We start from the raw sequence: 21,672 nt of genomic DNA, 5'->3' as shown, positions 1-21,672 counted from the left end.
ACGCATAACGGACCGGCGCGCAGGTGGGTAACTTAGGCAGACTATGGCATCGCGAGACGACAGGAACGGACGCATCGACCCCTCTTTCGGCAAAGAAGAGAAGAGGACTGACGAGGACGATTTCCGTGTCGATGAGGAGGAGCGTATGGCGCGCTCGCAGCAACGCAAACGGGCCCCGTCCCGGGATCGCGAACCGCGTGCAGCACGCCGCGGCAAGGCGAAGCCGCGCGGCTTCTTCGGCTTTCTGCGCCGCGCGATCTACTGGTGCTTCGTGCTCGGCCTGTGGGGCGGCATCGGCCTTGCCGGTGTGCTCGTCTATTTTGCAGCCAAGATGCCGCCGACGACGGATTGGGAAATTCCCGACCGTCCACCCAATGTGCGCATTGTCGATGTTAGCGGAAAGCTGATTGCCAATCGCGGCACCACAGGTGGCGAGGCTGTGGGTCTGCATGAAATGTCGGCCTTCATTCCAAAGGCGGTTGTCGCCATTGAAGACCGGCGTTTCTTTTCGCATTTCGGCATCGACCCGATCGGCCTTGCCCGCGCAATTGTGACCAATGTTGTTTCAGGCCGCGCCGTGCAGGGCGGTTCGACGCTGACACAGCAGCTCGCCAAAAACCTGTTCCTGTCACCTGACCGCACGCTGGAACGCAAGGTACAGGAAGTGATGCTCGCCGTGTGGCTTGAGCATAAATACACCAAGGAACAGATTCTGGAGATGTATCTGAACCGGGTCTATCTCGGTTCGGGCGCCTATGGCGTCGACGCGGCTTCGCGGCGCTATTTCAACAAGTCGGCCAAGGATGTGAACCTGATGGAAGCCGCCACGCTGGCTGGCCTTCTCAAAGCCCCGTCCCGCCTGTCGCCCGCCCGCGATCCGGAAGCCGCCGCCGCCCGCGCCAAGCTGGTGCTGGGTGCCATGCGCGAAGAAGGCATGATCGACGACAGGCAACTGGCGATCGCCGAAAGCGAACCGCCGACCCGCGCGCCATCCTTCTGGCAGGGTTCGGAAAACTATGTCGCCGACAAGGTCGTGTCGGCATTGCCGGCGCTGATCGGTGAGGCAAAGACCGATATCACGGTGGAAACGACCATCGATCTCGGCCTGCAATCGGCAGGCGAAGACGCGATCAAGGACCAGATTTCCCAAAGCGGCAAGAAAATGAATGTGAGCCAGGGTGCTCTCGTTTCCATCGACGGCACTGGCGCGGTGCGCGCCATGGTCGGTGGCGTCGATTATGCCGCCAGCCAGTTTGACCGCGTGACCGATGCGCGCCGTCAGCCTGCATCCTCCTTCAAGCCGTTCGTCTATCTTTCGGCGCTGGAACAGGGCCGCACACCGGATTCGGTGCGCAACGATGCGCCGGTGCGCATCGGCAAGTGGACGCCCAGCAACGACAACGGCAAATATATGGGCGAAGTGACGCTGGCGACCGCGCTGTCGCACTCGCTCAACTCGGTTTCCGCCCAGCTTGTGATGGAAGTCGGCCCGCAGACCGTGGTGGATACCGCGCACCGTCTTGGCGTGCAATCGAAGCTTGAGCCCAACGCTTCGCTGGCGCTTGGCACCTCGGAAGTGACCCTTCTCGAACTGGCCGATGCCTATGTGCCTTTTGCCAATGGCGGCTATCGCGCGCCGGTCTATTTCATCACCAAGGTGACGGATGCCGATGGCAAGGTGCTTTACCAGAAAGATGACGCCATTGGCCCGCGTGTCATCGACGAGCGCAATGTCGGGATGATGAATGCCATGTTGCGGCGAACCGTCGAGGACGGCACGGCGCGCAAGGCGGCCTTTGGCGGCTGGCCCGCAGCGGGGAAAACCGGCACCAGCCAGAATTTCCGCGACGCATGGTTCGTCGGCTACACATCCAATCTCACCACTGGCGTCTGGTTCGGCAATGACGATGGCAAGGGCATGAAGCGCGTCTTCGGCTCGACCTTGCCCGTTGCCGCCTGGAAAAGCTTTATGCAGGAAGCGCACAAGGGCGTGCCCATCTCCGAACTGCCCGGCCATTACGACATCCAGAATGTCGTACCCGGCGGCAGCGACGGCATGGACCCGAATGCGCCTTACGATCCCAACATGATGCCACAGGGCGGCTATGGCGATCAGCCGATGGCTGGAAATGGCGACGATGGTTACTGGCCGCCAGCGCCGGAAACCACCACGCGCAACGACATCCAGCAGGCTGCACCGGAAGGCGCTTATCCTGTGAATGCGCCGGGGCCGCAGGGCAACGCATCCGGCGGGTATAACGACACCTACCGCCCGATGCCACCCGGCGAGGTCGGTGGCCAGCCGGTGCAGCAGCCGCAGCGACGGCAGGGTGGCTCCACCACGTTGCTTGACATCATCATGGGCAATTCGCAGTAGAGATTTGCAAGAAATGCGGGAGTGGATGACAGTCCGCTCCCGCAGTCGCGATCAAGTGAAGCACCTTCTGCACGCAATTGCTAATTCCCCTCGAAATCTTGAGCGGCATGGTCTATTCAAGATTTGAGAGCGAGGTTTTCCATGACCCAAATGACCAAAACAGACGCGTCCCCATCTGAAACCCCGAAGGTTGACGAAGAGCGCAAGACACTGGTTCTGACCGGCGCCAGCCGCGGTATCGGCCATGCGACCGTCAAGCGTTTTTCGCGTGCAGGCTGGCGCGTGATTACCTGCTCGCGGCAGGATTTTTCCGATAATTGCCCATGGCCCGCCGGACCGGAAGACCATATCAAGGTCGATCTGGCCGATCAGGAAGACGTCGGCAAGGCGATTGCCGAAATCCGCCGTCGCCTTGAAGCCAATGGCAGCAAGCTGCATGCGCTCGTCAACAATGCAGGCATTTCGCCGAAAGCACAGGGCGGACGCCGCCTGAATTCGATTGAAACGCCGATGGCCGTGTGGCGCGACGTGTTTCAGGTCAATTTCATGGCCCCGATCATGCTGGCGCGTGGTCTGTTCAAGGAACTGGAAGCCGCGCAGGGTTCGGTCGTCAATGTGACCTCCATTGCAGGCAGCCGTGTTCACCCCTTTGCAGGCACCGCTTATGCCACGTCGAAAGCAGCGCTTTCCTCGCTGACCCGCGAAATGGCCTCGGATTTCGGCCCCTACGGCATCCGCGTCAACGCCATTGCGCCGGGCGAAATCGACACGGCGATCCTGTCGCCGGGCACAGAAAAGCTGGTGGAACAATTGCCCATGCGCCGCCTTGGCAAAACCTCGGAAGTCGCGGAAACCATCTACTTCCTGTGCACTGAGGCTTCATCCTATGTCACAGGATCGGAAATCCATATCAATGGCGGCCAGCACGTCTAACAAATGCAAAGCGCGGCTGTTGAAAAACACTGCGCTTTTTGTTTAGCTGCCTTCAATCGATTTAAAACCCAATTCAACAGTAGACCGAACCATGATCCTTTGTTGCGGTGAAGCCCTGATCGACATGCTGCCACGCGAAGCCGCGACCGGCGAAACGGCCTTCGTGCCTTTTGCGGGCGGTTCGGTTTTCAATTCGGCCATAGCGCTTGGTCGACTTGGCGTGCCGACAGGCTTCTTCTCCGGCATTTCCTCGGATTTCTTCGGCGAAGTGCTGCGTGACACGCTGGCGCGCTCCAATGTCGATTATTCCTTTGCCGCCATTTCGGATCGCCCGACGACGCTTGCCTTCGTCCGCCTCGTGGACGGTCAGGCGCGCTATGCTTTCTACGACGAGAATACGGCTGGCCGCATGCTTTCCGAAAGCGACATGCCTTTCGTGGATGAAAGCATCGACGCCATGCTGTTTGGCTGCATCAGCCTGATTTCCGAGCCATGCGGCAGCGTCTATGAAGCGCTGATGACCCGTGAAGCTAAAAAGCGGGTCATGTTCCTCGATCCCAATATCCGCGCCGGTTTCATCACCGACCGCGAGAAGCATCTGGCGCGCATGAAACGCATGATCGCGCTGGCCGATATCGTGAAACTGTCGGACGAAGATCTCAACTGGTTTGGTGAACATGGCAGCCATGACGAAATCGCCGCCGAATGGCTGAAGCTCGGTCCAAAGCTGATTGTCATCACCAAGGGCGCCCATGGGGCCGATGCCTATACGGCCCATGCAACGGTGCGTGTGCCGGGCGTCAAAGTTGATGTCGTGGACACGGTTGGCGCGGGCGATACGGTCAATGCGGGCATTCTCGTCAGCCTGCACAATCAGGGCTTGCTCAACAAGGCGGCCATCGCAACTCTGAACGACGACCAGATTCACGCCTCCGTCGCGCTCGGCGTCCGGGCTGCTGCCGTCACCGTTTCCCGCGCGGGCGCAAACCCGCCATGGGCCGCAGAAATGCGCGATTGATTCCGTCATCTACAGATAAGACAGCGCCTTCTAACCTACGCCATTGACCCGACTCAATTCCCGCCTTCTATAGGGAGTGGGTGGGAGAGAATCGAATATGGCGAAGGACAATTCAGTGGACGTCTTGCGCATCGCAGCCTTCTCACAAGGCAATCAGGGCGGCAACCCAGCAGGTGTGCTGATTGCGGACCGCCTCCCCTCTCCAGAGGAAATGCAGAAAATCGCCAAGGAGGTGGGGTTTTCTGAAACGGCTTTCGCCGCGCCGGACGGCGAAAGCTGGCGCGTGCGTTATTTCGCACCAGAAATGGAAGTGCCGTTCTGCGGCCATGCCACCATTGCGCTCGGTGCAGCGCTGGCCATGCGCATGGGCGACGGACATTTCAACCTGAAGCTCAATAACAGCACCATCAGCGTGGACGGCCGCAAGGAAGGCGAGTTGTTCGCCGCCAGCCTGCAATCGCCGCCGACGCGCAACCGTGCCGCCGCAGAGGTTGAGGTGGAGCAGGCACTCTCGCTGTTCAGCTACGACAAGGACGATCTCGCGCCGGGCATTCCGCCGGCGCTGATCCATGCGGGCGCGGACCATATCCTGTTGCCGCTGCGCTCACGCGAGAAGCTTGCTTCGATGCATTATGATCTGGCGCGTGGCCGTGTAATGATGAAGCGGCAGGGTTGGACGACCATCCTGCTGATCCATTCGGAAACGCCGCAACGCTTCCATAGCCGCAACCCGTTTGCCGCTGGTGGCGTCTATGAAGACCCGGCGACGGGCGCTTCCACGGCGGCCTTTGCCGCCTATCTGCGCGATATCGGCTGGCCGCATGGCGGCGAGATCGAAGTGTTTCAGGGCGAGGATATGGGCAGTCCGTCGCATCTTCGCGCCCAGATCGGCACGGAACGCGGCGGATCAATCCGCCTTTCCGGCACAGCACGGCTGATGGAATAGCGGTAAAACGCGGCTCGTAACGTCAGTGGAGATTCGGCGTTATGGTGAGACGAAAATGCCGTTCTTCGAGAACCGGCGCGCAGCGTACTTAAAGGTACGTGAGCACCGGAAGCGCAGAAGAGCGGTATTTGCAGGCCACCAGAACCCGAATATCCGCTGACGTTTAAACTCTGACGAGCTGCTCCACTCTTTCCTCATTGCCGAAGAATTTGAGATATCGCGCCACTTCCTTCGGGTCGCCCGTCGCTTTCTGCGGATTGTCGGAAAGCTTGACCGCCGGATGACCATTGGCATCCGTGACCTTACAGACCAGCGAAATGGCATTCAGCCCTTCGATGTTCTTCGGCGCGCAACCCATGAAATCATTGGTGAGGTTTGTGCCCCAGCCGAAGCTCATGCGCACACGACCTTCGAAATGGCGATAGGTGTCTTCGATCGTATCGACATCCAGCGCATCGGAGAAAATGAGCAGCTTTTCACGCGGGTCTTTTCCGCGTGATTTCCACCATTCGATGATGCGTTCGCCGCCTTCGACGGGCGGGGCGCTGTCGGGACGAAAACCCGTCCAGTCGGCAACCCAGTCCGGCGCATTGCGCAGGAAGGCCGCGGTGCCGAAAGCGTCCGGCAGAACAATCAGCAGATTGCCGCCATAATAACGGTTCCAGTCCTGCAACACGCGATAGGGCGCGCTGCGCAGTTCCTCGTCGGTCTTGGCGAGTGCGGCCAGCACCATCGGCAATTCATGCGCGTTGGTGCCGAGCGCTTCAAGGTCGGTATCCATCGCCAGAAGCACGTTGCTGGTGCCGGTAAAGGAATCGCCGATGCCCTCCTTCAGCGCCTCCACGCACCAGCGCTGCCACAGGAAGGAATGGCGACGGCGGGTGCCGAAGTCGGAAATCTTCAGATCCGGCAGCAGGCGCAGCCGTTCCACCTTGCTCCACATCTTGGCTTTGGCGCGGGCATAGAGCACATCGAGCGAAAACGGCCCGAGGTTCTTCATCGCCGCGCGCGAACGCAGTTCGTTGATGATGGCAAGCGCTGGAATTTCCCACATCGATGTGTGAGACCACGGCCCGTGGAAATGCAGCTCGTACTGCCCGTCCTTGCGACGAAGCTCATATTCCGGCAGCTGGAAATCATGCAGCCATGCCAGGAATTCCGGCTGGAAAATCTGCTTGCGGCCATAGAAGGTGTTACCCGCCAGCCAGATCATTTCCTTTTTGGAGAAGCGCAGCGTGCGCGCATGATCAAGCTGCGCGCGCAGCTCGCCTTCTTCGATCTCGTCGGCGAGGCGCACAGAGGTCGTGCGATTGATGAGCGAGAAGGTCGCGTCCACCTTGGGATAGAGGCCCCAGATCATCTGGAGCATCAGTAGCTTGTAGAAATCCGTATCCAGCAGGCTGCGGATAATAGGATCGAGCTTCCAGGCATGGTTATAGACGCGGCGCGCGATATCAGTTCTGGCCATCACGGCCTCCAGCAAACAACAAGTATCCGATGGCACTAGGGCTAATTCTACTTAGCCTGAGTCGTGCAAAAGGCGGGTTTTCACCCGCCTTTTTAATCGGTTCACTTCTGTTTGGGAAGCTCTACCACAATTTCATGTTCGCCATCCGGCTTGATCGGCACGCCTTCGTCCGGTTTGCCGACCTTGCGTCCGTTGAGCTTGATCGCCTTATCCTTAGCACCAGCGACAACCTTGACCCGGTAGAGCGCCTCGCCGAAGCGAAGCTCGGCTTCATAGCCGTCCCATTCCGGCGGCAATGCCGGATCAAGATGCAGCCTGTCTCCACGCTTTGTCACACCGAGGATACCCTCGGTCGCCACGCGGTAGAACCAGCCTGCCGAACCCGTATACCAGGTCCAGCCGCCCTGCCCGCGACGCGGCTCGACGGAATAGATGTCGGCTGCGATCACATAAGGTTCAACACGGTAGGTGTCCGGGTTGCGGCCATGATTGACCGGGCTGATCAGCGAGAACAGACGCCAGGCTTCCGCTGTCTTGCCCATGCGGGCCAGCGCCAGAATGGCCCAGGTTGCGCCATGGGTGTACTGACCGCCGTTCTCGCGAACGCCGGGCGGATAGCCCTTGATGTAACCCGGCTCCTGCACGGTCTTGTCGAAAGGCGGCGTGAATAGGCGAAGCAGTTCGCCCTCCTCATCCAGCAGACGTTTTTGGAGCGAAGCCATCGCCTGTTCGGCGCGCTTTGGATCTGCCACACCGGACAACACGCTCCAGGATTGCGCGATGGCGTCGATCTGGCATTCGTCGCTGTCTTTCGAACCAAGCGGCGCGCCATTGTCGTAGAAGCCACGACGATACCATTCGCCATCCCAGCCGTCGCGGTCGAGCGCCGCCGTCAGGCTGTCCAGATGCGCTTTCCAGATATCAACGCGAACATTATCCTTGCGCGCTTCGGCAATCGGGATGAACTGGCGCAGCGTATAGGCCAGGAACCAGCCGAGCCACACGCTTTCGCCTTCGCCCTTCACACCGACAAGGTTCATGCCGTCGTTCCAGTCGCCGCCGAGGATCAGCGGCAGACCATGCTTGCCGGTGCGGTCGACCGCAAGGTCGAGCGCCAGCGCGCAATGCTCGTAAAGGCTTGCCGTGTCCTTGGAGATTTCCGGCTCATAGAAGGCATCATGTTCGCTTGTCTCCAGCTTGCGTCCGACGAGGAATGGCAGCTTTTCATCGAGGATCGAGCGGTCGCCCGTCGTCTCGACATAAAGCGAGGTGCCATAGCCGAGCCAGACCACATCGTCCGAAATCAGCGTGCGCACACCGGCACCCGTGGCGGGCAGCCACCAATGCTGGACATCGCCTTCCGGGAACTGGCGCGATGCGGCATTGAGGATCTGCGCGCGGGCGAGCGTCGGATCGACGAGCAGCAGCGACAGCGTGTCCTGCAACTGGTCGCGGAAGCCGAAGGCGCCGCTGGCCTGATAGAAAGCGGCACGCGCCCAGATGCGGCAGGCAATCGCCTGATAAGGCAACCAGCCATTGACCAGAAGATCGAAGGCCGGATCAGGCGTCTTCACCTGCACGCGATTGAAGAGCGTTTCCCACTGGTTCTTCGCCGCCTGCAGCTTGTCCTCGAAAGACGCGGTGCGGGCGTCGGAAATCAGCTTTTTCGCCTGCACCTGATCGGCGGCATTGCCGAGCAGGAACACCAATTCGCGGCTTTCGCCAGGACCGACCTCGATGTCGAGCGCAAGCGCCGCGCACGGATCGCGTCCGGCTTCCACCGTGTTGGAGAGCGCCTTGCCTGCAAGCACGACTTCCGGCCTGTCCACCGAACCGGTGGTGCCGATGAACTCGCTGCGATCAGCCGTCACCGATTGTGGCTTTTCAGTCGCTGCAAAGAAGGCGATCTGGCCCGATTTGTCGGGATGATACGGGTTGCCCGCAAAGAGCGCACCCAGTTCATCATCATGCGACGGCACGATGAACGGCACGTTCTTGGCGCGGGCATTGCCCAGCACCCATTCGACGTAACCATAAGCGCGCAGCTTGCGCTTGGAGCGGCCCTTGTTGGTCACTGTCAGGCGCGACAGGCGCACCGGCTTGTCGGCATCGACGATATGGGTCAGTTCCAGCGCCAGTTCGCCATGCTGTGCGGCGAAAGTGCTGTAGCCATGGCTGTGGCGGGCTTCGTAAGTCACCGCCTCGTCGCGCAGCACATTCGACGTTGGCGCGAAGGTGCGGCCCGTTTCGCGGTCGAGGATATAGATCGCCTCGCCCGGACGGTTGGTGACCGGATCGTTGGCCCATGGGGTCAACTGATAGTCGCGGCTGTTGCCAGCCCAGGTGAAGGCCGAACCTTCCGCCGAGACATGGAAACCGAAGGACGGATTGGCGATGACATTGATCCACGGATGGGGCGTGTTGGTGAGGCCATTGACCCGCACCACATAGCTGCCATCCTCCGCAAAACCGCCATAACCGTTCCAGAACTGGAGATCGTCGCCCGACGGAGCCGGACGATTGGTGACCTTCGGCTTGACGACCGGACGGCGTTCTTCCGTACCGCCGACGCCACGTTCGATGGCGACAGGCGCAAGTCCGGCAGCACCGAGACCCTGTGCCGCCGCCTGACCATTGGTCGCCGACTTGGCATCGCGGGCGGCGAGATCGACGGTGATTTCCTCGCTGCGGCGCAATTGTTCGGCCAGCGAGCCGTTCTGCGCATGCATGACGATACGGGCAGAAGCCAGGAGCGTGTTGTAGCTTTCGTCGCTCATCTGGTCGCGGCGCACCGCGAAGATATGCGGCTGCCCGCCGCCACGGGCGCGGAAACCTTCCACGATCCAGTCGATGGCGCGCTGCGTATCCTGCGCATAGGAGAAGGCGCGTTCGTTGACCGCCACCACATCGACGGTGAGGCCCTTCGAGCGCCAATATTCCTGTGCGCGCAACACGCCGCGCAGCACTTCGAGATCGGCTTCGTTGTCGATCCGCAATGCGAAGATCGGATAATCGCCGGAAATCGACATCGGCCACAGATCGGACTGTTTGCCGAGACCGCTGGCGATGGTTTCCGGCGGCTGGCGCAAGGTCCGCTCGGGATAGAGCAGATAGGCCGCGACCTTCTGGTAATCGGCAGCTTCCGCCGGCTTGATACCAATATGGTAGAGCTGCACCTGCGAGCTGGTCCAGGACAGCGAATATTCGCGGGCAAAGCTTTCCGGATGGCGATGCATCGCCACGGCATGTTCCACCGCATCGCGGCTGCCACCGGCGAAGGTCCAGAAAACGAGGCTCACCTTCTTGTGTGCCGGTACGCGGACACGGGTGCGCACCGATGCAATCGGATCGAGCACGCAGCCCTGGCTGCCGCTAAATTTCGCACCCGGCTCGAAGGCAATCGCATCACGCAGGCTGCGGCCACGACCGATGAAGGCGCGGCGGTCGGTTTCGACCTCGGTTTCACGCACAGCGCCAGTCAGATCGGTGACGAAATGCGCAACATGGATATCCGGGTCGGACGGCGCGCGCTTGCGGCGCTTGGCATAGATGGTCGAACCGTTATCGGCGATTTCGGTTTCGACGAACATCTTGGCAAAGGCCGGATGGGCGGCATCGCTGTCCTTGTCGGTCAGCACCAGTTCCTCATAGGACGTGACTTCGATGATGCGGTCACGCGCCGAGGTGTTGATGATGTCGAGCCTGCGGCCCTCACCGTCATATTCCGACGAGACGATCACTTCCATGACCGTCTTGATATCGCCGGCGGTCTTGTAGAATTCCGCCTTGTCTTCGGTGAAGACGGTCTTGGTTTCTTCTTCCGGGTTGCGCACCGGCTCGCCGGTCGCCGACCACCAATAGCCGCTTTCCATATCCCGCAGGAACAGGAAGGAACCCTGAAGGTCTTCCGACGCATCGGCGTGGAAACGGGTGATATCCCAATTGTGCCAGCGGCTGTAGCCGGAACCATTGGCCGTGACCATCAGCGCATATTGGCCGTTCGACATCATATGCGTGGTGCGCGGCGCCTTGAACGGCTTGTCGATGATGCGCATCGGTGCATCGTCGAAACCGCCCGAATCCACGCGCATCGGATTTTCTGTCTTGGCGTAAATCATCGGGATTTCGCGCGGCGCCTTTTCCTGCAACAGGAGTTCGGCGGCTTCGATCACCGGATCGGAGTGGAAACGCTCGCGCATGCGGCCTTCGAAGATCACATTGTTGACCGCGATGATCGCCATACCATGATGGTGGGCATAATAGTTCTTCACGACCGCGCAGGTTTCGCCTTCGCGAACACGCGACGGGGTGAAGTCCACGGAATCGTGGAAGCCATAGCGGCCCAGCGCGCCAAGCTTGGCCAGACGCTTGAGGTTGGCGACGGCAGCCGCTGGCTGATATTGCGACGCAAGCAGGCTCGCATAAGGCGCGATAACCGCATTGCGCGACAGGCCGCGCTGCAAGCCCAGATTAGGCACGCCGAAGTTGGAATACTGGTAGTTCATATGCGCGTCACGCGCATTGAACGCCGCTTCGGAAATACCCCATGGCAGACCGCGCGAGGTCGCATAGTCGATCTGACGTTGCACCACGAGTTTGTTGGTCTGGTCGAGCAACGAACCGAGCGGCTCGGACATGACCAGCGGCGGCATCAGATATTCGAACATCGAGCCGGACCAGGAGAGCAGAGCGCCCTTCCAGCCCACCGGCACCAGTAGACGGCCCAGCTTGAACCAATGCTCGACCGGCACGTCGCCCTTGGCGATGGCGAAGAGGCTCGCCAGACGGGCTTCGGAAGCCAGAAGATCGTAGCAGCTTTCGTCCAGTTCGTTTTCCTGCACGCGGAAACCGATCGACAGAAGGCGACGTTCCTTCCGCTCAAGGAAGCCGAACTGCATATCGAAGGCCAGCTGACGCGAACGGGTTGCGAGATCGCGCAGGCGCTCGCGCAGCGCGTCGGTGTCGCGTTCGCCCATGGCGTCATCGGTGTGCGCCTGGCAGGTATCGACCAGAATACGCGCCCATTCCTTGGCCTCGGCGCTGGCGGGCGTCTCGATCTCGCTGTCGAGTTCTTCCATCAGACGCACGATATCATTGGCGAAAAGCGACAGGTTGATCGTGCGGAAGGATGCCGTTTCCGGCTCTTCCTTGATGGTGCGCACGGCGCGGCGGAAATTGGCGATACGCTCTTCCAGACGGCGGCGCAGCGGACGCAGGATGCGGCGGTCGTCCGGGATACTCGCGATGGTTTCCTCAAGGATGTCGTTGACATCGAGGATACCGTCGAGGTCGCCCTGCACATAGACGGATGGCGCTTCGGCCCATTCTTCGAGCGCCGAAGACAATGTCACCAGATGGCCGGCGAGATTGCCGCTATCCACCGCCGACACATAAAGCGGGCGCATCGGCGTCAGCGTGTTGGTCTCATACCAGTTGTAGAGATGGCCCTGATACTTCTCCATCTTCTCCAGCGTATTGACGGTCGCCTCGACACGCTCCACCGTTTCGTCGAAGCCAATCCAGCCGAAATCGCGGGCTGCGACAATCGACAGAAGATAGACGCCGATATTGGTCGGAGAGGTACGCTGCGCCAGCACCGGCAGCGGGTCTTCCTGGAAGTTATCCGGCGGCAGATGATGGTTTTCATCATTCGCGAATTCGGCGAAATAACGCCAAGTCCGGCGCGCATAACGGCGCAGATCAGACTTGTCGGATGACAGAACTTCGAGCGTGTCCTGCGGCTTGGCCGAACGGCTGACCAGCCAAGCGATCAGCGGCGAGACGAACCAGATCACCGCAAAGGGAGCGGCGATCAGCGCGGCATGGCTTTCGGCTGCGAGAGGCACGAACATCGCCAGACCAGCAATGGCCATGGCTGGCCACATGAGCTGGAAATAGAACAGCAGCGTGTCCGGTGAGGTCTTGGCCTGCGCCGCTGTGCGCCATTCCAGGAGGTTGCGGCGCGAAACGAACAGACGATAGACCGTGCGCGCAATGGCATCGGCCATGAGGAAGGCCGAATGCGCGATGAAGGTGGTGCGTAGCGCCACATCCGCTGTGCCCAGTGCAATATCGGTCAGCACCGATTGCGCATGTCCCTTCAGCGAATAATCCATATTCACCGGGATCAGATTGGTGACGATGCCGAAAGTCGGCGCGACGAACATGCTGACGATCAGGAAGCCCTGCCAGACGGCAGCAACGCCAAGCGGCAGCACGCTCCAGCCGATTACGGCGGCAAGCAACCACAGGATCGGGTTCAGCGAACGGCGCAGATTGTCCACCATCTTCCAACGCGTCGTGGCGCTGACGCCGCGATTGGTGGAAAACAGCCATGGCAGAAGCTGCCAGTCGCCACGCGCCCAGCGATGGTGGCGCGACACATCGACATTATAGCCGGTCGGATAATCTTCCACGACTTCAACATCGCTGACGAGTGCAGCGCGGGCATAGCCGCCTTCGAGAAGATCGTGGCTAAGAAGCGTGTTTTCCGGCACGCGATCCTTCAGCGCCGCCTCAAAGGCGTCGATGTCGTAAAGACCCTTACCGGTAAATGTGCCTTCGCCCAGCAGGTCCTGATAGGTGTCGGAAACCGCGAAGACATAAGGGTCTATGCCACGATTGACCGAGAAGACGCGTTGCAGGAACGATGCCTCGTCGCCCGTCGTCAGCGACGGCGTCACGCGCGGCTGCAAAATGCCATAACCGCGAACAACCTTGCCGGTCTTTTCATCGATGACCGGACGGTTCAGCGGATGGCTGAGCTTGCCAGCGAGATTGGTGACGGATTCCGGCGTCAGACGCGTATCGGCGTCCAGCGTCATCACATATTTGATTTCCTTCGGCAGACGCTCATCCGGCGGGAAGAAGCTCGTATCCTGATCGCCGCGCAGAAGCAGGTTCAGCTCGTGCAGCTTGCCGCGCTTGCGCTCCCAACCCATCCAGCAATTCTGCTTGTCGTTGAACAGGCGACGGCGATGCATGAGGAAGAAGCGCGGCTGGTCGCCGCCCGTATAATGCTCGTTGAGCTTAGCGATTTCCTCACGCGCATAGTCATAGATTTCCATGTCCGCAGGCTTGATTTCCTGCTTCGCATCCACCCAGTCGCTGACCAGCGCGAAATAGATCTCGCCGCGCGGATTGGTGAGATAATGGACTTCCAGATTGCGGATCTGCTCGTCGATGGAATCACGCGAGGTGATGAAGGTCGGCACCGCGACAAGCGTGCGCGCTTCTTCAGGCAAGCCTTCCTTATATTCGAATCCGATCAGGCGCGTCGGCTGTACGAACCACGGCACCAGCGCATTGAACAGCGAATAGGAGGCATCCATCGCCGGGAAGATCGCCAGCAGCGTGAACAGCAGGCGCAGATCGGTCGAAAGACCGGCACGGCTCATGCAGTAATTGACGAGCAGCAGAATCAGGATCGTGAAGATCGCCGTCGGGATGAATAGCCCAAGAAGTCCAAGCCCGCGATAAAAGCGCAGCGCCTTGACGCCGAACGGCGCCTTGTAGCCACAGACTTTCTCAAGATCGCTGCGACCGTCGCCCGACAGATAATAGGCGATGGAGCCCTTGCCTTCGGCTTCCGGATGACCGGCCTGCTCGGCACGCTGGCCTTCCTCGGCAAGCTTGAGCGCTGCCCAGGTGATATCGATTTCGCTCATATCCGAATAGCGGGCGAGCTCTTCAATCGTCACGCGATAGGCATTGCGCGAGCGGAAATCCAAGAGTTCGAAATCGCTGTGGTCGCGCAGGATCGCATCGACCTCGTTGACCGTTTCGAACCAGGTTTCCCAATCCACGTCGTCGATGGATTTCAGGCTGCGAATGACGTTGCCCATCGTCACGCCGCCAGTGGACTGGCGTGCATGTTCCTCGACGATGGCGTCTTCCGGGTTGCTGCCTTCCTGTTCCAGAATCCGTTCGAGCCAGCTTGCGGCAGCCGTCGTGTCGGTGGAGGCGGAACGCAGACGATAGAGAAGATGCGTGGCGAAAGTGCTGTCGCGGGCGGCCTGCGCATATTGCGCCAGAACCGCATCGAGTTCCGCGCCGTCGGCAGCGACCACAATGCGGTCTGCGGCCGTGTTGGCGAGATTGCGCATCAGGCGCGCACGATCAACACGCAGAGCCAGACGGCGCGCATTTTCGATCAGGAAATAGCGAACAGCGGACGGCAGCGCCCACAATTCACCGATCTTCAGCGGCTCGACTTCCTGAAAGCCCTTTACGATGGCCGTCAGGGTTTTGAGCGAGAAATTGCTGTCCGTATGGGCGACATAAAGCCAGGCCAGCGCGAAAATGCGCGGCATGCCTTCGACAGCCTTGTAAGGCGGCAACTGGCGAATGAATCGGCGCGGCAGATCGCGGCGTGCCTGCTGGACATTCTTGTCGATCTGGTAATGGTTATCGAGCAGCCATTGCGCGGCAGGCGTAATCGTCTCACCGGCACGCGACGCGGCGTCGGACGCGCGATAGGCATGCAGGATCAGCTTGCCGTTTTCGGACAGGCGCTGATCGAACGGAAACGCCAGATAGCCCGGCAGCGGAATGTCTTCCCCGCGGGCAACGGTGCTCGCCAGAACGCGCAGCTCATCTTCCGTCTTGTAAAGCGCGCGGATCGGCGATGGCTGTTCCGGCGGAATCTGATCAGAACCGCCCTGCCCAGTGGATTTCGGCTCCATCGGACTATTCGTTTTGGGCGGCTTTGACGATTTATTCTCGGTTGAGGTTGAATGGGAGTGCGACGAAGACGATTCCGGCATCTGCCTTAACAGCCTTTCCGAAGGGATGAGTTATCTGCGGCGGTGGATACTAAATTCATTTCAATTCAATGTAGGGAAACGACAGTATCCGTAATCGGTTCCCTGCATGTCGCCCGCATTTGGCCAAAATGCGACGGCGGATTGTGCTGATATTCAAACCGTTTAAATCGCAACGCACAATTCTTTCCCGGTAGTAATGTTGCGTTATGGATCAACTCGTTGAATACAACCCTAACATATTGAATTTATAAAAAATACCACCCTGGGTACGGTCGCAGCCATTTTAACGCGCGCCGCCATTCTCGTCCAGAACAACAAAAAAAGCGGCCTCCACGCGAGAATCATCGTGCGGAGGCCGCTTTTAGTCTGCTTAGCCAGTCAAAAACCGCGATTCAGGCATCAATCTTCGCCGAAGTTTCACTCGAAGCCTTTTCCGGTCCGCCTGCCGGAAACAGCTTCCAGTAGCGCGGACGAAACGCGATGCGGCTTTTCTCCGCAGCCGGGTGTTCGGCAGGAATTTCGATCTCGATGCGCTCACGCGCACCGCCCACTTCAAGCTCCACACGCCGCTTACCGCCGGAGCGGCGGCTTGCCACAACCGTGCCTGCGATGCAGCCGCCGCAACCGTCGAGCAGTTCCACATCATGCGGGCGGAAATAGAGCTGCGCCTCGCCCTCTGCCGCGCCCTCGGCGGTGAGGCCGATATTGCGATCCGTCAGCCAGACCTCGCCATTTTCGACCCGGACCGGAAGCGTGCTGGACTCGCCGATAAATCCATAGACGAAAGGCGAGTTCGGATTGTCATAGATTTCATCGGGCGTGCCGAGTTGTTCGATCCGTCCCTGGCTCATGACCACCACGCGGTCGGCCAGTTCGAGCGCTTCATCCTGATCATGCGTGACGAAAACGGTCGTATGGCCGGTCTTGTCATGAATTTCACGCAGCCAGCGGCGCAATTCCTTGCGCACAAGCGCATCCAGCGCGCCAAAAGGCTCGTCGAGCAGCAGAACCTTCGGCTCGATGGCCATGGCGCGGGCAAGCGCGACGCGCTGGCGCTGACCACCGGAAAGCTGGGCGGGATAACGCTTTTCCAGCCCCTGCAACTGCACCAGATCGAGCAATTCCAGCGCACGGCGACGGATTTCGCTGGTGGCAGGACGGGTCGAACCGGGGCGCACTTTCAGGCCAAAACCGATATTGTCCGCGACCGTCATATGCCGGAACAGCGCATAATGCTGAAACACAAAACCAACATTGCGCTCCTGCACGCTCTTCTGCGAGGCGTCTTCCTCACCGAAGAAAATCGTGCCTTCCGTCGGTGTTTCCAGCCCGGCGATCAGACGCAGCAGCGTCGTCTTGCCCGAACCGGACGGGCCGAGCAGCGCGATCAGTTCGCCAGACCGGATATCCAGCGACACATTATGCAAAGCCGGAAAACGGGCAAACTCCTTACGCACGTCGGCAACACGAACTTCCATTCCCTATCCTTCCCCTGCCGCTTCGCGGCCATTTATCCTTGAAGCCGAGCCCGGTTTCAACCACCCGGATCAGCTTTCCAAATTGCCTTCAGTGCCCGTTGCTGCCCGCCAGCTCATCGCTATAGCGCAGCTCCAGGATTGTCTTGATCGCCAGCGTCAGAAGCGCAAGCAGAGCCAGAAGCGAAGCCACCGCAAATGCTGCAACGAAGTTATACTCGTTATAGAGGATTTCCACGTGCAAAGGCATCGTATTGGTGAGACCGCGAATGCGGCCCGATACCACGGATACCGCCCCGAACTCACCCATGGCGCGGGCATTACAGAGCAGAACGCCATAGAGAAGGCCCCATTTGATATTCGGCAACGTGACATAGCGAAATGTCTGCCAGCCATTAGCGCCAAGTGAAATCGCCGCCTCTTCGTCCCCGGTTCCCTGCTCCTGCATCAGCGGGATCAGTTCGCGCGCCACGAAGGGAAAAGTGACGAAGACCGTCGCCAGAACGATCCCGGGCACCGCGAAGAGTATCTGGATCCCATGCTGCTCCAGCCACGGCCCGAGCAGGCTGTGACTGGAAAACAGCAGCACGAAGACCAGACCGGAAATGACCGGCGACACCGAAAACGGCAGGTCGATCAGCGTGGTCAACAGTGCCTTGCCCTTGAACTCGAACTTGGCGATAGCCCATGCGGCGGCCACGCCGAAAACCAGATTGAGCGGCACGGCGATGGCCGCAACCGTCAAGGTGAGCTTGATCGCCGACCAGGCGTCCGGCTCCAGCAAGGCTTCGAGATATTCGGTCGGGCCTTTGCGGAAGGCTTCCACAAAAACCGCAATCACCGGCAGGATCAGAAAGAGCGCCAGAAACGCCAGCGCCAGCGCAATCAGGATGATGCGCGTGGTCCGGCTTTCCGTCACGGCGCTACGGCTGGCGCGGCCAGTGCGGCTGGCGCGGCCAGTGCCTGTTGTTTCATTCGCCATAGCCGTATTTCTTTCTCGAACGCGCCTGAATGAGATTGATGAACAAGAGCATCGCGAAGGAAAGCACCAGCATGATGGTGGCGAGCGCCGTCGCACCGGCGTAATCATATTCCTCCAGCTTGACGACGATCAGCAGTGGCGCGATTTCCGACACATAGGGCGTGTTGCCCGCAATGAAGATGACCGAGCCATATTCACCCACTCCACGCGCAAAGGCGAGAGCAAAGCCGGTGAGGATCGCAGGCTGAAGGCTGGGCAGAAGCACCCGCCAGATGGTCTGGAAACGCGTGGCACCGAGCGTCGCCGCAGCCTCTTCGACCTCACGGCTGATTTCTTCCATGATCGGCTGCACCGTGCGCACCACGAAAGGAAGGCCGATGAAGATCAGCGCGACCACGATACCGATGCGCGTAAAGGCGATGCGGATGCCGAAGGGCGCAAACAGGCTGCCGATCCAGCCATTCGGTGCATAGATGGCGGCCAGCGCAATACCGGCAACCGCTGTCGGCAGCGCAAAGGGAATATCGACAATGGCATCGATGAAACGGCGGCCCGGAAAGCGATAGCGGGTCAGAACCCAGGCCAGAATAACGCCGAACACGACATTGACCAGCGCGGCGATGAATGCCGTTCCAAAGCTTGTTTCCAGCGATTTCAACGTGCGTTGATCGGTGATCAGCCGCCAGAAGCCGGAGAAACCGATCTCGCTGGAGCGCAGCACGAGGGCCGCCAGCGGAATGAGAATGAGAAGGGTCAGATAGGCAACACTGAAACCGAACGTCAGTCCGAAACCTGGAATGACGCTCGGCTTGCGAAAGTGCGACCCTGCTCTGGCCCGTGCAGGGAGCGAAGACATGCTGTTGTTTTGTTCCCTTTTTCAGTGGCTGCAAATATCAGCTTCGGTTCTGACCGGCTGACTGTGCTTTTGTCTGCCCCTTATTTGCCAGGCTTGTAGATCTGGTCGAACGTACCGCCGTCACCGAAATGGTAAGGCTGCGCCTTGGCCCAACCGCCGAAAATCGGATCGTCGATGGTTACCAGCGTCAGGTCTGGAAGCTTGCGCTGCTGGTCAGCCGGGATGAGGTCCGGCTTCGACGGACGGTAGAAATGCTTGGCTGCGATAGCCTGACCTTCCGGCGAATAGAGATATTCGAGATAGGCCTGCGCCAGCTTGGTGGTGCCGTTCTCCTCGGCGTTCTTGTCAACGATAGAGACCGGGGGTTCAGCTAGGATCGACTGCGGCGGCACAACGATATCGAACGCATCCTCGCCGAATTCGGCAACCGAAAGATAGGCTTCGTTTTCCCAGGCCAGCAGCACATCGCCGAGCTGGCGCTGCACGAAGCTGGTCGTCGCGCCGCGTGCGCCAGTATCAAGCACCGGCACGTGACGGAACAGGTCAGCGATGTAATCCTTGATCTTCTGTTCGTCGCCGCCATACTGCTTGTAGGCCCAGGCCCAGGCGGCAAGATAGTTCCAGCGCGCGCCGCCGGATGTCTTCGGGTTCGGCGTGATGACTTCCACACCGTCCTTCACCAGATCACCCCAGTCCTTGATGGCCTTGGGGTTGCCCTTGCGCACCAGAAAAACGATCGTTGATGTATAAGGCGACGAATTGTTCGGAAGGCGCTTGCGCCATTCCTTGTCGATCTTGCCGGTGCGCGACGCTATCGCGTCGATATCGCTTTCGAGCGCCAGCGTGACCACATCAGCCTTGACGCCGTCGATCACCGAACGGGCCTGCGCGCCCGAACCGCCATGCGATGCGCGGATGGTGACGGTTTCGCCGGTTTCCTTCTTCCAATGCGCCGCAAAGGCCGCATTGTAATCCTTGTAGAGCTCACGCGTCGGATCATAGGACACGTTCAGAAGCGTCTGATCCGCGTGGCTCGCCTGAACGGTTCCGGCCAGCGAGGCCGCTGCCACCAATGCCGCCAAAGTGAGCGAAAGTCTCGATAATTTCACGACCGCCTCCATTGTTTCCTTTGGGCCCCCCACGGGTATCCCTCGTAGCCATTGGTCAGGACAGTATCAGAGGTCTTTGACGACAGGATGCCACAACCTCACCGAAATTTAAAACCGCTTCGAAAAATCTGCTCACTTTTGGGGTTATTTCGGGGATATTTTTTCCAGCGCCCTATCAAAACGCGTCGGGCGGTAGCATCATAAACTCAATGGGCAGGCGCGAGAACTGCCGAAGGCGCAGCGCTGCCCAACGCAAGCGGTGGCTGTTTCGGCTCATTCCATCCCATGTAGTTATAGAACTCATAGCGCCAGACGCCTATCGCTTCATGCAGGGCCAAATCGGTCACCAGAAAAGAAAGTCCCGCCGAAGACATGTTGGTATGCGCCGCCGTCAGAAACCCGGCTGCGACCGGCTCGGGCTTCACGCCGAAATGTGCCAGATAGAGCAAGTCACGCTTGATGATCGGCGCTGCTTGCAGCAGCACGATCTTCGCGGGCTTGATCGCACGCAGGATTGCTGCGGTGTTTTTGGCGTTCTGCCAAGTATTCCGGCTCTTTTCGTCCAACAGGATGGAAGCGGGATCAATACCGGCCTTCACCAATTGCCCGGCGATCGATGCCGCCTCGGTCACACCGGTCCCGGCCACATCTGCGCCGCTGACGATGAAGGTGCACTTCAGGGCGCTCTCGATACAGTGATGGTTCATGCCCACGGCAGCAAGGATCGGCCCATAGGAAAAGGCGAGCGGTTCGACCACTTTTTCACCGCGTTCCATGACGGTCTGCGTGCCCATGCCGAAGACGATAAAGGCGGTATTGTCTTCAAGCGAGGATTGCAGCGTCGATGAATAGGACGACTGCAGGCGGTTCATCAGATAATCGGGCAGGATGGCCGACGCGATTGCGCCATACAGAACGATGCCGACGGCAATCGAAACAAACCCAAGCTTGCGGCATTTGAAATACCAAAGCAGCAACCCGACAACAATAAATGCAATGGTCAGATTAAGTGTCATATCCGGAAAACCGATTATTATTATAAGTTTAGCAATAATTGATGTATTGAGAGACCACACATCGCCCCAGCTGGCAATCCCAATTATTTCGGAATATTGAACGAGCGCAATGAAAGAATGCCGCGCGCTGTAATCTTTGACGCAAAGATTATCAGTTATTTATAAATACAGCGATTTTATTGAATCACGGCACCAGATAGTGCTTGTCCCACTGGTCGGCGGGGACTTCGTCGCCAATATCATATTGAAAAGACGTTATATTGATGTGTTCATCATCCGTCTTGCAGGTAAAGGCGAGCTTGTACCAGTGCTCGCGGCTGCGGAAGGCAGCACCGTCTGCCGCAATGGAATTCTTCTTCGTCACCGGATCGGAAAAAGCATAGGCCAGCACCTTATCGACCGAAAATTTATTCTGTTCGCGGGTAATCCGCTCCATGGCCTCGACATCGCAGCGCTGTTCCAGACGGGTTACCGGATCGAGCTTTTCGAGCTGCGCTTTCTCGGACGCATTCATCGCGGAAGCAGGCAATGCCATCGAAACCAGGGAAACAAGGCAAGCGAGGGCAAAGGCCGGGGACAAAACAGACATAAACTTCATGAGACTTTCGGATACTCCTCGAAATGCATCGATATATGTCGAAAATTGTTCCCGATGCGAAGCGCGGGACTATAACAGCGATTTGGGACGCAAAGCCGATCATCACCTGAAATTGATATATTACCAGAG

The 21,672-nt window shown here is 59.3% G+C and carries 12 protein-coding genes; 4 read left to right on the top strand and 8 right to left on the bottom strand.

Going from position 1 to position 21,672, the window contains the following annotated elements; all coding sequences use genetic code 11:
* Positions 1-43 precede the first annotated feature (43 nt).
* The 4 genes from ABWW11_RS02160 to ABWW11_RS02145 all read left to right on the top strand — a co-directional run bounded on the left by ABWW11_RS02160 (position 44) and on the right by ABWW11_RS02145 (position 5,274).
* The gene (locus ABWW11_RS02160; protein ID WP_109368149.1) at positions 44-2,377 is read left to right on the top strand and encodes a transglycosylase domain-containing protein; all 2,334 of its coding nucleotides are present in this window, start codon (positions 44-46) and stop codon (positions 2,375-2,377) included.
* 141 nt (positions 2,378-2,518) lie between these two features.
* On the top strand, positions 2,519-3,310 hold the full coding sequence (locus tag ABWW11_RS02155; RefSeq protein WP_109368148.1) for an SDR family NAD(P)-dependent oxidoreductase: 792 nt from the start codon (positions 2,519-2,521) through the stop codon (positions 3,308-3,310).
* A gap of 91 nt (positions 3,311-3,401) precedes the next feature.
* Positions 3,402-4,328: a carbohydrate kinase family protein gene (locus ABWW11_RS02150; protein ID WP_109368147.1), complete on the top strand. Its 927-nt coding sequence runs from the start codon at positions 3,402-3,404 to the stop codon at positions 4,326-4,328.
* 115 nt (positions 4,329-4,443) lie between these two features.
* Entirely contained in the window at positions 4,444-5,274 is an 831-nt protein-coding gene (locus tag ABWW11_RS02145) for a PhzF family phenazine biosynthesis protein (RefSeq protein WP_109370143.1), read from the top strand.
* Positions 5,275-5,437: 163 nt separating this feature from the next.
* Here ABWW11_RS02145 and pncB read toward each other — a convergent pair whose 3' ends face one another.
* The 8 genes from pncB to ABWW11_RS02105 form a co-directional block, all read right to left on the bottom strand.
* Positions 5,438-6,742, bottom strand: coding sequence for a nicotinate phosphoribosyltransferase (gene pncB, locus ABWW11_RS02140; protein ID WP_109368146.1), 1,305 nt, complete (start codon positions 6,740-6,742; stop codon positions 5,438-5,440).
* 101 nt (positions 6,743-6,843) lie between these two features.
* Complete coding sequence (locus ABWW11_RS02135; RefSeq protein ID WP_413464709.1) at positions 6,844-15,426, bottom strand: glycoside hydrolase family 94 protein; 8,583 nt, start codon at positions 15,424-15,426, stop codon at positions 6,844-6,846.
* 473 nt (positions 15,427-15,899) lie between these two features.
* Positions 15,900-16,985 (bottom strand): sulfate/molybdate ABC transporter ATP-binding protein, encoded by a 1,086-nt coding sequence (locus ABWW11_RS02130; RefSeq protein WP_109368144.1) that lies wholly within the window; start codon positions 16,983-16,985, stop codon positions 15,900-15,902.
* An 88-nt stretch (positions 16,986-17,073) separates the two neighbouring features.
* Positions 17,074-17,964, bottom strand: coding sequence for a sulfate ABC transporter permease subunit CysW (gene cysW / locus ABWW11_RS02125; protein ID WP_109368143.1), 891 nt, complete (start codon positions 17,962-17,964; stop codon positions 17,074-17,076).
* The gene (gene cysT / locus ABWW11_RS02120) at positions 17,954-18,820 is read right to left on the bottom strand and encodes a sulfate ABC transporter permease subunit CysT (RefSeq protein WP_109368142.1); all 867 of its coding nucleotides are present in this window, start codon (positions 18,818-18,820) and stop codon (positions 17,954-17,956) included. Before cysT ends, cysW begins: the two co-directional genes overlap by 11 nt.
* An 80-nt stretch (positions 18,821-18,900) precedes the next feature.
* Positions 18,901-19,929 (bottom strand): sulfate ABC transporter substrate-binding protein, encoded by a 1,029-nt coding sequence (locus tag ABWW11_RS02115; protein ID WP_109370142.1) that lies wholly within the window; start codon positions 19,927-19,929, stop codon positions 18,901-18,903.
* A 206-nt stretch (positions 19,930-20,135) separates the two neighbouring features.
* Complete coding sequence (locus ABWW11_RS02110) at positions 20,136-20,945, bottom strand: YdcF family protein (RefSeq protein WP_121537060.1); 810 nt, start codon at positions 20,943-20,945, stop codon at positions 20,136-20,138.
* Positions 20,946-21,129: 184 nt separating this feature from the next.
* On the bottom strand, positions 21,130-21,543 hold the full coding sequence (locus ABWW11_RS02105) for a DUF930 domain-containing protein (RefSeq protein ID WP_109368141.1): 414 nt from the start codon (positions 21,541-21,543) through the stop codon (positions 21,130-21,132).
* Positions 21,544-21,672 lie beyond the last annotated feature (129 nt).

Origin of the sequence: Brucella sp. NBRC 113783, from assembly GCF_040372265.1 — a bacterium.
GTDB classification, from domain to species: domain Bacteria; phylum Pseudomonadota; class Alphaproteobacteria; order Rhizobiales; family Rhizobiaceae; genus Brucella; species Brucella teleogrylli.
This window is presented reverse-complemented; position numbering and strand designations above follow the sequence as displayed.

Coding starts and splice junctions, on each gene's coding strand:
- ABWW11_RS02160 (WP_109368149.1), top strand. CDS start 44: ATGGCATCGCGAGACGACAGGAACGGACGCATCGACCCCTCTTTCGGC.
- ABWW11_RS02155 (WP_109368148.1), top strand. CDS start 2,519: ATGACCCAAATGACCAAAACAGACGCGTCCCCATCTGAAACCCCGAAG.
- ABWW11_RS02150 (WP_109368147.1), top strand. CDS start 3,402: ATGATCCTTTGTTGCGGTGAAGCCCTGATCGACATGCTGCCACGCGAA.
- pncB (WP_109368146.1), bottom strand. CDS start 6,742: ATGGCCAGAACTGATATCGCGCGCCGCGTCTATAACCATGCCTGGAAG.
- ABWW11_RS02135 (WP_413464709.1), bottom strand. CDS start 15,426: ATGGAGCCGAAATCCACTGGGCAGGGCGGTTCTGATCAGATTCCGCCG.
- ABWW11_RS02130 (WP_109368144.1), bottom strand. CDS start 16,985: ATGGAAGTTCGTGTTGCCGACGTGCGTAAGGAGTTTGCCCGTTTTCCG.
- cysW (WP_109368143.1), bottom strand. CDS start 17,964: ATGGCGAATGAAACAACAGGCACTGGCCGCGCCAGCCGCACTGGCCGC.
- cysT (WP_109368142.1), bottom strand. CDS start 18,820: ATGTCTTCGCTCCCTGCACGGGCCAGAGCAGGGTCGCACTTTCGCAAG.
- ABWW11_RS02110 (WP_121537060.1), bottom strand. CDS start 20,945: ATGACACTTAATCTGACCATTGCATTTATTGTTGTCGGGTTGCTGCTT.
- ABWW11_RS02105 (WP_109368141.1), bottom strand. CDS start 21,543: ATGAAGTTTATGTCTGTTTTGTCCCCGGCCTTTGCCCTCGCTTGCCTT.